Here is a 13,975-nt window from a genome sequence, read left to right as displayed (position 1 = left end):
GAGCGGCCCATGAATCTTCGTAAAGTCGTGCCGTTGTGGATCTACCTGCTGTTCCTGCTGGTGCCGATCTACTGGCTGGTGAACATGTCCTTCAAGACCAACACCGAAATCCTCGGCGGTCTGACGCTGTTTCCGCAAGATTTCACTCTCGCGAACTACAAGGTGATCTTCACCGACGAGAGCTGGTACAGCGGCTACATCAACTCGCTGTACTACGTTTGCCTGAATACCCTGATATCGCTGAGCGTGGCGCTGCCTGCCGCTTATGCGTTTTCACGCTATCGTTTCCTCGGTGACAAGCACCTGTTCTTCTGGCTGCTGACCAACCGCATGGCGCCACCTGCGGTGTTCCTGCTGCCGTTTTTCCAGTTGTACTCGTCCATCGGCCTGTTCGACACCCACATTGCCGTCGCGTTGGCGCACTGCCTGTTCAACGTGCCATTGGCGGTGTGGATTCTGGAAGGCTTCATGTCCGGTGTTCCGAAGGAGATCGACGAAACGGCCTACATCGACGGGTATAGCTTTCCCAAGTTCTTCGGGAAGATTTTCATCCCGCTGATCGGCTCGGGAATCGGTGTGACGGCGTTTTTCTGCTTCATGTTCTCGTGGGTCGAACTGTTGCTGGCGCGGACCCTGACCTCGGTCAACGCCAAGCCGATCGCGGCGGTGATGACCCGCACGGTGTCGGCATCGGGGATCGACTGGGGCGTGCTGGCGGCAGCGGGGGTGTTGACCATCCTGCCGGGCATGCTGGTGATCTGGTTCGTTCGCAATCACGTGGTCAAGGGTTTTGCCCTTGGTCGTGTCTGAGGAGTCGAAAAAATGGAGTGGATGTCCTGGACACTGCCGACCGCAATCTTCTTCGGTTCCATCGCTGCCATCCTGGTGGCGATGACCGTCTGGGAGCTGCGCTCGGCGAGCATCGAACGTCGCGGTTTCCTGCCGATTGCCACCACCCGTGGCGACCGGCTGTTCATCGGTCTTCTCGGCAGCGCCTACCTGCATCTGCTGGTCATTGGCGCGACCGACTGGAGCATCTGGGTCGCCTCGGGGCTGTCCCTGGTCTGGCTGTTGGTGGTGATGCGTTGGGGTTGAAAGGAAATGAATGAACACTTGTAGGAGCGCGCTTGCCCGCGATTGCGGAGTGTCAGTCGACATGTTGTTCGCAGGCAGATCGCATTCGCGGGCAAGCGCGCTCCTACAACGCAAAGGCAAAGCGGGAATACATAAGAATCAACACTGGAGGTGTCTATGTTCAATAAGAAAAACAAGCTGCGACATAGTGTGACGGTAGCGACGATGGTAATGCTCAGCGGCTTGAGCGTGTCGGCCTGGGCGGATCAGTACGAAGACGCGGCCAAGAAATGGGCGGCCAGCGAGTTCAAGCCGACGACCCTGTCCGACGCTGACCAGCTCAAGGAACTGGAGTGGTTCATCAAGGCCGCCGAGCCGTTCCGTGGCATGGACATCAAGGTGGTTTCCGAAACCTTGACCACCCACGAATACGAGTCGAAAACCCTGGCCAAGGCCTTCACCGAAATCACCGGCATCAAAGTGACCCACGACCTGCTGCAGGAAGGTGACGTCATCGAGAAGCTGCAAACCGCAATGCAGTCGGACAAGAGCATCTACGACGGCTGGGTCAACGACTCCGACCTTATCGGTACCCATTTCCGCTACGGCAAGGCGCTGTCTCTGACAGACCTGATGGCAAGCCCGGAAGGCGCGAAAGTCACTTCTCCTACATTGGATATCAAGGACTTCATCGGCACCTCCTTCACCACCTCGCCTGAGGTGAAGGACGCATCGGGCAAGGTCATCACCCCGGCCAAGCTGTACCAGCTGCCTGACCAGCAGTTCGCCAACCTGTACTGGTTCCGCGCCGACTGGTTCGAACGCGCTGACCTCAAAGAGAAGTTCAAGGCCAAGTACGGCTACGAGTTGGGCGTTCCGGTGAACTGGTCGGCCTATGAAGACATCGCCAAATTCTTCAGCGAAGACGTGAAGGAAATCGATGGCAAGAAAGTCTATGGCCACATGGACTACGGCAAGAAAGACCCGTCCCTGGGCTGGCGCTTCACCGACGCCTGGTTCTCCATGGCCGGTAGCGGCGACAAGGGCCTGCCCAACGGTTTGCCAGTGGACGAGTGGGGTATTCGCGTTGAAGCCTGCCATCCGGTCGGCTCCAGCATCACCCGTGGTGGCGACACCAACGGCCCGGCTGCCGTTTACGCGACTCAGAAATACATCGACTGGCTGAAAGCCTACGCGCCACCAGAGGCGGCGGGCATGACCTTCTCCGAGTCCGGTCCGGTGCCTTCGCAGGGTAACGTTGCGCAACAGATTTTCTGGTACACCGCATTCACCGCTGACATGACCAAGCCTGGCCTGCCGGTGATGAACGCCGATGGCACGCCGAAATGGCGGATGGCGCCGTCGCCGAAAGGGCCGTACTGGAAAGAAGGCATGAAGCTGGGCTACCAGGACGTGGGTTCGTGGACCTTCCTCAAGTCTTCCGACGAGAAAAAACGTCTGGCGGCCTGGCTCTATGCCCAGTTCGTGACGTCCAAGTCAGTGTCGCTGAAGAAAACCATCGTCGGCCTGACGCCGATTCGCGAGTCGGACATCAACTCCAAGGAGATGACCGCCCTGGCGCCGAAACTCGGTGGTCTGGTGGAGTTCTACCGCAGCCCGGCCCGCGTGCAGTGGTCGCCGACTGGCACCAACGTTCCGGACTACCCGAAACTGGCGCAGCTGTGGTGGAGCCACGTGGCTGAGGCGGTCACCGGCGAGAAATCCGCGCAAGCGGCGCTGGACGGCCTGGCCAAGGATCAGGACGCGATCATGACCCGGATCGAGCGCTCCAAGGTTCAGGATGCGAGCGGTTGCGCACCGAAGATGAACCCGGAAACCTCGGCTGAAGAGTGGTACACCAAGGCCGAGAAGAGCAACGGCGCCTTCCTGGCCCCACAACGCAAACTAGCCAACGAGAAACCGAAGGGCGAAACCATCGCCTACGCGGACCTGTTGAAGAGCTGGGAAGCTGCGAAGAAGTAACCTGTGATGGCATAAAAAACGGCACCTTCGGGTGCCGTTTTTTGTACGCCGATACCACGTGCCACTCCGGCCCTGTAGGAGTGAGCTTGCTCGCGATCGCGGTGGCATATCCTGAATCACGTTTGGCTGACCCACCGCAATCGCGGGCAAGCGCGCTCCTACGTAGGATAAGTACACCGCAGATCATTCGCCTGGCACAAACCTGTGTAGGAGCGCGCTTGCCCGCGACGGCGTCGTGTCAGTCGGCATTGGGGTGACTGATCACCCGCAATCGCGAGCAAGCTCACTCCTACAGGGGCGAGTTACGACTCAAAAAAAACGGCACCCGTAAGTGCCGTTTTTTATTGCCGTGCCGGTTCGATCAACCGTGCAGCGTTTCCGCCGCATACAAGGTGTTCTCCAGCAGGCACGCGCGGGTCATCGGGCCGACGCCGCCTGGAACCGGGGTGATCCAGCCAGCGCGGGGCAGGGCGGTCTCGTAGACCACGTCACCTACCAGCTTGCCGTCGTCCTGGCGGTTGATGCCCACGTCGATGACGATGGCGCCTTCCTTGATCCACTCGCCCTTGACCAGTCCAGGCTTGCCGGCAGCTACCACCACCAGGTCCGCACGGCCGACGTGGCCAGCCAGATCCTGAGTGAAGCGATGGGTCACGGTCACGGTGCAACCGGCCAGCAGCAGCTCCATGGCCATCGGACGACCGACGATGTTGGATGCACCCACCACCACCGCATCCTTGCCATACAGATCGACGCCGGTGCTTTCCAGCAGGGTCATGATGCCTTTCGGGGTGCAGGGACGCAGCAGCGGAATGCGCTGGGCCAGGCGGCCGACGTTATAAGGATGGAAACCGTCGACGTCCTTGTCCGGACGAATGCGCTCCAGCAGCGGCGAGGAGTCCAGATGCTCGGGCAGTGGCAATTGCAGCAGGATGCCGTCAATGGCCGGATCGTCGTTCAGACGGTCAATCAGATCGGTCAGTTCTGTCTGGGTGGTTTCGCTGGGCAGGTCGTAGGCTTGCGAAATGAAGCCGACCTCTTCGCAGTCTTTGCGTTTGTGCGAGACGTAAACCTGAGAGGCGGGGTCGCTGCCGACCAGAATCACCGCAAGCCCGGGCGTGCGCAGCCCTTGTTCGCGACGCTCGGCGACTCGTTGGGCGATCTGCTGGCGCAGGTTGGCTGCGATCGCTTTACCGTCTATTAGTTTTGCAGTCATTACGCGTGATTAACCATCGGAAGGGAGGGAAAAAGAGCGCGCATTCTCGCATGACCTGACGCATGGGCAAAGGCGGTTGGTCTGCTTAATAAGCTAAGCCCTTTAATTAACTGAATTTTTTTCAAAAAAGTGTTGACGACCTTCAGGGTCGTCTATAAGATTCGTCGCACTTGTCGGGCACAACCCCACACAGGACAAGCCGCTAGCGGTGAGTCAGGTCGAAAGGTTGATTAAGTCAGGTAGAGTTCAGATCTGCTCAGCGTGATTGAAGACTCTTTATTTGTAGTCGAAAGAGTACAAATAAACCAAGCGCCCGTAGCTCAGCTGGATAGAGCATCCGCCTTCTAAGCGGATGGTCGCAGGTTCGAGTCCTGCCGGGTGCGCCAATCAGGCAGCTTTGGCACAAGTAGGTTACAACGCAATATGGTGGGCGTAGCTCAGTTGGTAGAGCACAGGATTGTGACTCCTGTTGTCGTGGGTTCGATCCCCATCGTCCACCCCATATTCGAAAAGGCGCCAGATGCATAATCTGGCGCCTTTGCTTTAAGCGCTTCAAAACGCGGACGTGGTGGAATTGGTAGACACACTGGATTTAGGTTCCAGCGCCGCGAGGCGTAAGAGTTCGAGTCTCTTCGTCCGCACCAGCTACAAATCTTGAGAAGCGCCAACTGCCTTCCCAAGGCTCGAAAAGCCGCCTTAGTGCGGCTTTTTTTGTTTCAGCGTATTGGTTTCATGCCGAAACCCGCCGCTATCCCGGTCGGCGGCGGGCGTCTGCACAGTGTTTCCAGGGACTGGATCGATATTCGGTCGCGCCTCGCTTCCTTTATATAGAGGCCGCGCAAGGTGCGTTCCAGACCGCTTGCGACGCTGCAAGTCTTCGTCCTTTCGTTCCTGGCAGCATTGCCCTGTATTTACCCTCTTTGAGTAGGGTGACTTCTTGAGTTTGACCCACTAGAATGCTTGCCCTTGATTCTAGGGTCGGACAACGGCCGGCTAACGTCTGTGCAACGAGGAATATCCATGCAAGTTTCTGTTGAAAACACTACTGCTCTCGAGCGCCGCATGAGCATCACCGTGCCGGCTGAGCGTATCGAAAGCCAGGTCAACAAGCGTCTGCAGCAGACTGCCCAGAAGGCCAAGATCCCAGGCTTCCGCCCAGGCAAAGTGCCAATGAGCGTGATCCGTCAGCGTTACGAAGCTGACGCTCGTCAGGAAGCGGTAGGCGATGTCATCCAGTCTTCCTTCTACGAAGCGGTAGTCGAGCAGAAGCTGAACCCGGCTGGCGCACCTTCCGTCGAGCCAAAAACCATCGAGAAAGGCAAGGACCTCGAGTACGTCGCTACTTTCGAAGTCTTCCCTGAATTCTCCGTTGCCGGCTTCGAGTCCATTTCCGTCGAGCGCCTGTCCGCTGACGTAGCTGATGCCGATCTGGACAACATGCTGGAAATCCTGCGCAAGCAGAACGTTCGTTTTGAAGCCGCCGACCGCGCTGCTGCAAACGAAGACCAGCTGAACATCGACTTCGTCGGCAAGATCGACGGCGAAGCCTTCGCTGGCGGCTCGGCTACTGGCACTCAGCTGGTACTGGGCTCGGGCCGCATGATCCCTGGCTTCGAAGACGGCCTGGTTGGCGCCAAGGCTGGTGAAGAGCGCGTTCTGAACCTGACCTTCCCAGAGGACTATCAGAACCTGGAACTGGCTGGCAAGACCGCCGAGTTCACCGTCACGGTCAACACCGTGTCGGCACCGACCCTGCCTGAGCTGAACGAAGCGTTCTTCAACCAGTTCGGCATCAAGGAAGCGACCCTGGAAGGTTTCCGCACCGAAGTTCGCAAGAACATGGAGCGCGAGCTGCGTCAGGCCATCAAGTCCAAGGTCAAGAACCAGGTAATGGACGGCCTGCTGGCTGCCAACCCGATCGAAGTGCCAAAAGCCCTGCTGGAAAACGAAGTGAACCGTCTGCGCGTTCAGGCCGTTCAACAGTTCGGTGGCAACATCAAGCCTGACCAACTGCCGGCCGAGCTGTTCGAAGAGCAAGCCAAGCGTCGTGTCGAGCTGGGCCTGATCGTTGCTGAAGTGGTCAAGCAGTTCGACCTCAAGCCTGACGAAGCTCGCGTTCGCGAACTGATCCAGGAAATGGCTTCCGCCTACCAGGAGCCTGAGCAGGTCGTGGCCTGGTACTACAAAAACGAACAGCAGATGAACGAAGTGCGTTCGGTTGTGCTGGAAGAGCAAGTTGTGGATACTGTTTTGCAGAAAGCGAGCGTGACCGACAAAGCGGTCTCGTACGAAGAAGCAGTCAAGCCGGTAGAAGCTCCAAAAGCCGACTGATTTCCTCTCTCGTTCGAAAACACCATAAGCCAGCCTTCGTGCTGGCTTATGCGTATTCAAGACATGACTATTTGGGAGTGAATGCGAGACATGTCCCGCAATTCTTATATTCAGCAGAACTCTGACATCCAGGCCGCTGGCGGCCTGGTCCCGATGGTTATCGAGCAGTCCGCCCGTGGCGAACGCGCCTATGACATCTACTCCCGCCTGCTCAAGGAACGCGTGATCTTCCTGGTAGGTCCGGTTGAAGACTACATGGCCAACCTGATCTCGGCGCAATTGCTGTTCCTGGAAGCCGAGAACCCGGACAAGGATATCCATCTCTACATCAACTCCCCAGGTGGTTCGGTGACCGCTGGCATGGCGATCTACGACACCATGCAGTTCATCAAGCCCGACGTGTCGACCACCGTCATGGGGCAGGCCTGCAGCATGGGCGCGTTCCTGCTGGCAGGTGGTGCGAAGGGCAAGCGTTTTGCCCTGCCCAACTCCCGCGTGATGATTCACCAGCCACTGGGCGGTTTCCAGGGCCAGGCGTCGGACATCGACATTCACGCCAAGGAAATTCTGTACATTCGCCAGCGCCTGAACGAACTGCTGGCGCACCACACCGGTCAATCGCTTGAAGCCATCGAGCGTGACACCAACCGCGACAACTTCATGAGCGCCGAGCGCGCTGCTGAATACGGTCTGGTGGACTCGGTGCTCGACAAGCGTCAAATGATCAAATGATTGCTTGATAGGCAGTAAATCCCGGGTGGCGTGCACGTGCGTGCCACCTGCGGACTTGAAAAAGCCCGCAATTGCCTTCATCTTGTGTTGCAAGCCTACCGGATTGGATCGATCGAATGACTGACACCCGCAACGGCGAGGACAACGGCAAACTGCTTTATTGCTCCTTCTGCGGCAAAAGCCAGCATGAAGTGCGCAAATTGATTGCCGGCCCCTCGGTATTTATCTGTGACGAGTGCGTCGACCTGTGCAATGACATCATCCGCGAGGAGGTGCAGGAAGCACAGGCAGAAAGCAGCGCGCATAAATTGCCATCGCCTAAAGAAATCAGCGGCATCCTTGACCAGTACGTCATCGGTCAGGAGCGTGCCAAGAAGGTTCTCGCAGTAGCGGTGTACAACCACTACAAGCGCCTGAACCAGCGCGACAAGAAAAATGACGACGTTGAACTGGGCAAGAGCAACATCCTCCTGATCGGGCCTACCGGCTCGGGCAAGACCCTGCTCGCGGAAACGCTGGCACGTTTGCTCAACGTACCGTTCACCATCGCCGACGCCACCACCCTGACCGAAGCCGGTTATGTGGGTGAGGACGTGGAAAACATCATCCAGAAGCTGTTGCAGAAATGCGATTACGATGTCGAGAAGGCCCAGATGGGTATTGTCTACATCGACGAAATCGACAAGATTTCGCGCAAATCCGACAACCCTTCGATTACCCGCGACGTGTCCGGCGAAGGCGTGCAACAGGCCTTGCTGAAACTGATCGAGGGTACCGTGGCTTCGGTTCCGCCGCAGGGCGGTCGCAAGCATCCACAGCAGGAATTCCTGCAAGTGGACACGCGCAACATCCTGTTCATCTGCGGCGGTGCGTTCTCGGGCCTTGAAAAGGTCATCCAGAACCGCTCCACCAAAGGCGGCATCGGTTTCAACGCCGAAGTGCGCAGCAAGGAAGAGGGCAAGAAGGTTGGCGAATCCCTGCGTGAAGTCGAGCCTGACGATCTGGTCAAGTTCGGTTTGATCCCGGAATTCGTGGGCCGTCTGCCAGTACTGGCAACGCTCGACGAGCTGGACGAAGCTGCGCTGATGCAGATTCTGACCGAGCCGAAGAACGCGCTGACCAAGCAGTACGCCAAGTTGTTCGAAATGGAAGGCGTGGACCTCGAGTTCCGCACCGATGCGCTGAAATCGGTTGCCCGTCGCGCGCTGGAGCGCAAGACCGGTGCCCGTGGCCTGCGTTCCATCCTCGAGGGCGTGTTGCTCGACACCATGTATGAAATCCCGTCGCAGACCGACGTGAGCAAAGTGGTGATCGACGAAAGCGTGATCGAAGGGACTTCCAAGCCGCTGTTGATCTACGAAAACAGCGAGCCACCTGCCAAGGCGGCTCCCGACGCGTAACCCTCTGGGCTGCGCACCGGGCGACTGGAACAGAAAAGGGGCCCTCGGGCCCCTTTTTGCATTCGGGCCTCTCTTTCTCATTAACTAAAAGCGAAGCTTGTTTTTTTGGGGCAGTGCCCCCATCTTGGTTTTCAGCTTATTTCTATCTGTCCATGGCCTTATGGCCGCCGTAGAGGCGAAATCATGAAGACGACCATTGAATTGCCTCTTTTGCCATTGCGTGATGTCGTGGTGTATCCGCATATGGTTATCCCACTGTTCGTGGGGCGCGAGAAGTCCATCGAGGCCCTTGAGGCCGCGATGACCGGCGACAAGCAGATCCTGCTTCTGGCGCAAAGAAACCCCGCAGACGATGATCCCGGTGAGGACGCTCTTTATAGCGTGGGTACCGTTGCAACCGTATTGCAGCTGCTGAAACTGCCGGATGGCACCGTCAAGGTGCTGGTCGAAGGCGAGCAGCGTGGTTCCGTCGAGCGCTTCATGGAAGTGGACGGCCATTGCCGTGCCGAAGTCGCGCTGATCGACGAAGCCGATGCCCCTGACCGCGAATCCGAAGTGTTCGTGCGCAGCCTGCTGGCGCAGTTCGAACAATATGTACAGCTGGGCAAGAAGGTCCCGGCTGAAGTCCTGTCCTCGCTGAACAGCATCGATGAGCCTGGGCGTCTGGTCGACACCATGGCCGCGCACATGGCGCTGAAGATCGAGCAGAAGCAGGAAATCCTCGAGATCATCGATCTGCCAGCCCGTGTCGAGCACGTACTGGCGCTGCTGGATGCCGAAATCGACCTGCTGCAGGTGGAGAAGCGCATCCGTGGTCGCGTGAAGAAACAAATGGAGCGCAGCCAGCGCGAGTACTACCTGAATGAGCAGATGAAGGCCATTCAGAAAGAACTCGGCGACAGCGACGAAGGCCATAACGAAATCGAAGAGCTGAAAAAGCGCATCGATGCCGCTGGCCTGCCTAAGGACGCCATGACCAAGGCCACTGCCGAGCTGAACAAGCTCAAGCAGATGTCGCCAATGTCTGCCGAGGCGACCGTGGTGCGCTCGTACATCGACTGGCTGGTCCAGGTGCCGTGGAAGGCCCAGAGCAAGGTACGTCTGGACCTGGCGCGCGCCGAAGACATCCTCGATGCCGACCACTACGGTCTGGAAGAAGTCAAAGAAAGGATCCTCGAATACCTTGCCGTGCAGAAGCGCGTGAAGAAGATTCGTGGCCCTGTGCTGTGCCTGGTCGGTCCTCCTGGTGTGGGTAAAACCTCGCTGGCCGAGTCGATTGCCCACGCCACTAACCGCAAATTCGTACGCATGGCCCTGGGCGGCGTGCGTGACGAGGCTGAAATCCGTGGTCACCGTCGTACCTACATCGGTTCGATGCCAGGTCGCCTGATCCAGAAGATGACCAAGGTGGGCGTACGCAACCCGCTGTTCCTGCTCGATGAAATCGACAAGATGGGCAGCGACATGCGCGGCGATCCGGCCTCGGCACTGCTTGAGGTGCTCGACCCCGAGCAGAACCACAACTTCAATGATCACTATCTGGAAGTCGACTACGACCTGTCCGATGTGATGTTCCTCTGCACCGCCAACTCGATGAATATTCCGGCGGCCCTGCTGGACCGTATGGAAGTGATCCGTCTGCCGGGCTACACCGAGGACGAGAAGATCAACATCGCCACCAAGTACCTCTCGCCCAAGCAGATCGCTGCCAACGGCCTGAAGAAAGGTGAAATCGAGTTCGAAGAAGAGGCCATACGCGACATTATCCGGTACTACACGCGTGAAGCGGGTGTGCGCAGCCTGGAGCGTCAGATTGCCAAGGTCTGCCGCAAGGCGGTCAAGGAGCACGCCGGCGAGAAGCGTTTCACCGTCGTGGTCACGGCCGCGATGCTGGAAAATTTCCTGGGCGTGCGCAAATTCCGCTACGGCCTGGCCGAACAGCAGGACCAGATCGGTCAGGTGACGGGCCTTGCATGGACTCAGGTGGGTGGCGAATTGCTGACCATCGAAGCCGCCGTGGTTCCGGGCAAGGGCCAACTGATCAAGACCGGTTCCCTGGGTGACGTGATGGTCGAATCCATCACTGCCGCGTTGACCGTGGTGCGCAGCCGCGCCAAGAGCCTGGGCATCCCCCTGGACTTCCACGAGAAGCGCGACACCCACATCCATATGCCGGAAGGGGCAACGCCCAAAGACGGCCCCAGCGCGGGCGTAGGCATGTGCACGGCGCTGGTATCGGCGCTGACACAGATCCCGGTACGCGCCGATGTGGCAATGACCGGCGAAATTACCCTGCGCGGGCAAGTTCTGGCGATCGGCGGTTTGAAGGAAAAATTGCTGGCGGCTCACCGCGGCGGAATTAAAACGGTGATCATTCCGGAAGAAAACGTACGTGATCTGAAGGAAATCCCCGATAATATCAAGGCCGACCTGCAAATCAAACCTGTTAAATGGATTGACGAAGTCCTGCAAATTGCGCTGCAATACGCGCCGGAGCCCTTGCCGGATGTGGCTCCGGAGATGGTTGCGAAGGATGAAAAACGCGAGTCTGACTCTAAGGAAAGAATTAGCACGCATTAGTCTGGGGGGCTTCCTTGACAGCTTTTTAGAGCCCTTGTTATAAAGCGGCTCTTTGAAGCCCATGCAGTCAATGCAGCGGGGCCACACAGCGTTCGTTTAGTGACATCAAAAAACTTAGAAAATATACTCAATATAGATATAAGGGGACTTAGAGTGAACAAGTCGGAACTGATTGATGCTATCGCCGCATCCGCTGACATCCCGAAAGCTGCTGCTGGCCGTGCGCTGGACGCAGTAATCGAATCCGTCACTGGCGCTCTTAAGGCTGGCGACTCTGTTGTACTGGTTGGTTTCGGCACTTTCTCCGTAACTGATCGTCCTGCCCGTACTGGCCGCAACCCGCAGACCGGCAAGACTCTGGAAATCCCAGCGGCCAAGAAGCCAGGCTTCAAAGCCGGTAAAGCTCTGAAAGAAGCGGTCAACTAAGTTTCTTTTTTACCTTTGCCCAGCCAGGACAGCGTTACCTCTGTCCTGGTCGCGAAGCGGCAAGTGCGGTTGGTCAAGCGCTGGCCTGTCACCCCAGGGGACGCACATTCGAACCCTGTCCGCTTAGCACGTTACGGGAAGGCGCATCCTCGGATGCGCCTTTCTTCTATCCGGAATACACCCACGCTCCGCTCCGTGTGTCGCAGCTTGGTGAGTTGAGTACAACCCTCTGGGGGACGCATGCTGCAGAATATCAGGGACAATTCACAAGGCTGGATTGCCAAGACCATCATCGGCGTTGTCATGGCGCTGATGGCACTGACCGGCTTCGATGCCATTTTCAGGGCCACCAGCCACAGCCAGGATGCCGCCAAGGTCAATGGTGATGAAATCACCCAGACCGAACTGGGCCAGGCCGTAGAGATGCAACGCCGCCAGCTCATGCAACAGCTGGGCAAGGATTTCGATCCTGCCATGCTCAACGAGAAGATGCTGCGTGACTCGGCCCTCAAAGGCCTGATTGATCGCAAGCTGCTGCTGCAAGGCGCAGCCGACGCCAAGTTCAGCTTCTCGGAAGCCGCGCTGGACCAGCAGATCCTGCTCACGCCTGAATTCCAGGTCGACGGCAAGTTCAACGCCGACCGTTTCGATCAGGTGGTTCGTCAGCTCGGTTACAGCCGGATGCAATTTCGCCAGATCCTCGGTCAGGAAATGCTGATCGGCCAGATCCGTGCGGGCATTGCCGGCAGTGCCTTCATCACCGATGCCCAGGTTGATGCGTTCGCCCGTCTGGAAAAACAGACCCGCGACTTCGCCACCCTGACGCTGCCTGCCGATCCGTCCAACGTGAAAGTCACCGACGACGAAATCAAGGCCCACTACGATCAGCACGCCAAGGAATTCCTGAGCCCTGAGCAAGTGGTGCTGGACTACATCGAACTGAAGAAATCCTCGTTCTTCGACAAGGTTTCGGTGAAGGATGCAGACCTGCAAGCCGCTTACCAGAAAGAAATCGCCAACCTGGCCGAGCAGCGTCGCGCTGCGCACATCCTGATCGAAGTCAACGACAAGACCACCGATGCCCAGGCCAAGGCGAAGATCGAAGAGATCCAGCAGCGCCTGGCCAAGGGTGAAGACTTCGCGGCCCTGGCCAAGGAGTTCTCCCAGGATCCGGGCTCGTCGGCCAAGGGCGGTGACTTGGGCTACGCAGGCAAGGGCGTCTACGACCCGGCCTTCGAAGACGCGCTGTATGCGTTGAACAAGGACCAGGTATCGACCCCGGTCAAGAGCCAGTTCGGCTGGCACCTGATCAAGCTGCTGGGCGTCGAGGCGCCGGTGGTACCGACCTTCGCCAGCCTGAAAGACAAGCTGACCCACGACCTCAAGTCGCAGCAGGTCGAGCAGAGCTACGTGGATGCCAGCAAGAAGCTGCAGGACGCCGCGTATGAAGCCTCCGACCTGGCTCAGCCTGCCCAGGACCTGGGCCTGAAGGTCCAGACCACCCCGGCGTTCGGTCGTGAAGGCGGCGAAGGCATCGCGGCCAACCGTGCCGTGATCCAGGCGGCGTTCAGTCCGGAAGTGATGGAAGAGGGCTCCAACAGCTCGGCCATCGAGCTGGATCCTGAAACCACCATCGTGGTGCGCGTCAAAGAGCATCGCCAGCCTGAGCAATTGCCTCTGGAAGCGGTCTCTGATGCGATTCGTGCGCAACTGACCAAGGACCATGCAAGCGAGGCCATCAAGGCCAAGGGCGACACGCTGCTGGCTGGCTTGCGCGATGGCAAGGTGCCGTACACCGCCACCCAGCAGGAAGGTCAGAACTGGAAAGTCGTGGAAGCGGCATCGCGCGGCCAGGAGGGTGTCGACCCTCAGGTGCTGCAGGCGCTGTTCCGCATGACCAAGCCGCAAGGCAAGGACAAACCGGTCTACGGCAGCCTCACCGCCGCCGACGGCAGCTTCGTGATCGTGCGCCTCAACGGCGTGAATCAGGCAGCTCCGGCGACCGACGCCGAGAAGACCCAGTACCGTCGCTTCCTGGCATCCCGCGAGGGCCGTCAGGACTTCGAATCGTTCCAGGCACAGCTGCAATCGGCAGCGAAGATCGAGAAATACTGATCCTCGCAACACGCTGAAACAAAAAGCCCCGGCTCGAAAGAGTCGGGGCTTTTTGTTGGGTGGCGAAAATTGCGTAGCAGCACGGCTTGCCGGCGGGGGCGTACTCAAGATCGCCCCC

The 13,975-nt window shown here is 58.4% G+C and carries 10 protein-coding genes and 3 tRNA genes; 12 read left to right on the top strand and 1 reads right to left on the bottom strand.

Annotation, left to right across the window (positions count from 1 at the left end; genetic code table 11):
* The first annotated feature begins 9 nt into the window (after positions 1-9).
* From NPS29_RS21710 to NPS29_RS21700, 3 genes are all read left to right on the top strand, one after another.
* Entirely contained in the window at positions 10-810 is an 801-nt protein-coding gene (locus NPS29_RS21710) for a carbohydrate ABC transporter permease (RefSeq protein WP_274135015.1), read from the top strand.
* Positions 811-822: 12 nt separating this feature from the next.
* Entirely contained in the window at positions 823-1,095 is a 273-nt protein-coding gene (locus tag NPS29_RS21705; RefSeq protein ID WP_274135013.1) for a DUF2160 domain-containing protein, read from the top strand.
* Between the two features lie 156 nt (positions 1,096-1,251).
* Positions 1,252-3,057 carry an ABC transporter substrate-binding protein gene (locus NPS29_RS21700; RefSeq protein WP_274135012.1) on the top strand — a complete coding sequence of 602 codons (1,806 nt, stop codon included), beginning with the start codon at positions 1,252-1,254 and terminating at the stop codon, positions 3,055-3,057.
* Between the two features lie 361 nt (positions 3,058-3,418).
* Here the strand turns inward: NPS29_RS21700 and folD are convergent, their stop codons facing one another.
* A complete protein-coding gene (folD, locus tag NPS29_RS21695) occupies positions 3,419-4,273 on the bottom strand; it encodes a bifunctional methylenetetrahydrofolate dehydrogenase/methenyltetrahydrofolate cyclohydrolase FolD (RefSeq protein WP_274135010.1) in 855 nt (284 codons plus the stop codon).
* A gap of 309 nt (positions 4,274-4,582) precedes the next feature.
* Between folD and NPS29_RS21690 the strand changes: the two genes are divergently transcribed.
* The 9 genes from NPS29_RS21690 (at position 4,583) to NPS29_RS21650 (ending at position 13,857) form a co-directional block, all read left to right on the top strand.
* A tRNA-Arg gene (locus tag NPS29_RS21690) sits at positions 4,583-4,659 on the top strand.
* A gap of 40 nt (positions 4,660-4,699) precedes the next feature.
* Positions 4,700-4,775: transfer RNA gene (locus NPS29_RS21685), tRNA-His, on the top strand.
* Between the two features lie 57 nt (positions 4,776-4,832).
* Positions 4,833-4,917, top strand: a tRNA-Leu gene (locus tag NPS29_RS21680).
* 376 nt (positions 4,918-5,293) lie between these two features.
* On the top strand, positions 5,294-6,604 hold the full coding sequence (tig, locus tag NPS29_RS21675; protein WP_274135008.1) for a trigger factor: 1,311 nt from the start codon (positions 5,294-5,296) through the stop codon (positions 6,602-6,604).
* 90 nt (positions 6,605-6,694) lie between these two features.
* Complete coding sequence (gene clpP / locus NPS29_RS21670) at positions 6,695-7,336, top strand: ATP-dependent Clp endopeptidase proteolytic subunit ClpP (protein WP_274135006.1); 642 nt, start codon at positions 6,695-6,697, stop codon at positions 7,334-7,336.
* A gap of 116 nt (positions 7,337-7,452) precedes the next feature.
* Positions 7,453-8,736: an ATP-dependent Clp protease ATP-binding subunit ClpX gene (gene clpX / locus NPS29_RS21665; RefSeq protein ID WP_081568662.1), complete on the top strand. Its 1,284-nt coding sequence runs from the start codon at positions 7,453-7,455 to the stop codon at positions 8,734-8,736.
* A gap of 183 nt (positions 8,737-8,919) precedes the next feature.
* Complete coding sequence (lon, locus tag NPS29_RS21660; protein ID WP_274135004.1) at positions 8,920-11,316, top strand: endopeptidase La; 2,397 nt, start codon at positions 8,920-8,922, stop codon at positions 11,314-11,316.
* A 153-nt stretch (positions 11,317-11,469) separates the two neighbouring features.
* Complete coding sequence (locus NPS29_RS21655; RefSeq protein WP_003183171.1) at positions 11,470-11,742, top strand: HU family DNA-binding protein; 273 nt, start codon at positions 11,470-11,472, stop codon at positions 11,740-11,742.
* A 240-nt stretch (positions 11,743-11,982) separates the two neighbouring features.
* Positions 11,983-13,857 carry a SurA N-terminal domain-containing protein gene (locus tag NPS29_RS21650; protein WP_274135003.1) on the top strand — a complete coding sequence of 625 codons (1,875 nt, stop codon included), beginning with the start codon at positions 11,983-11,985 and terminating at the stop codon, positions 13,855-13,857.
* Positions 13,858-13,975 lie beyond the last annotated feature (118 nt).

Source organism: Pseudomonas putida, from assembly GCF_028682175.1.
Taxonomy (GTDB): Bacteria; Pseudomonadota; Gammaproteobacteria; order Pseudomonadales; family Pseudomonadaceae; genus Aquipseudomonas; species Aquipseudomonas putida_AD.
Note: the sequence above shows the minus strand (reverse complement) of the source record. Positions and strands in the feature narration are given on the sequence as shown.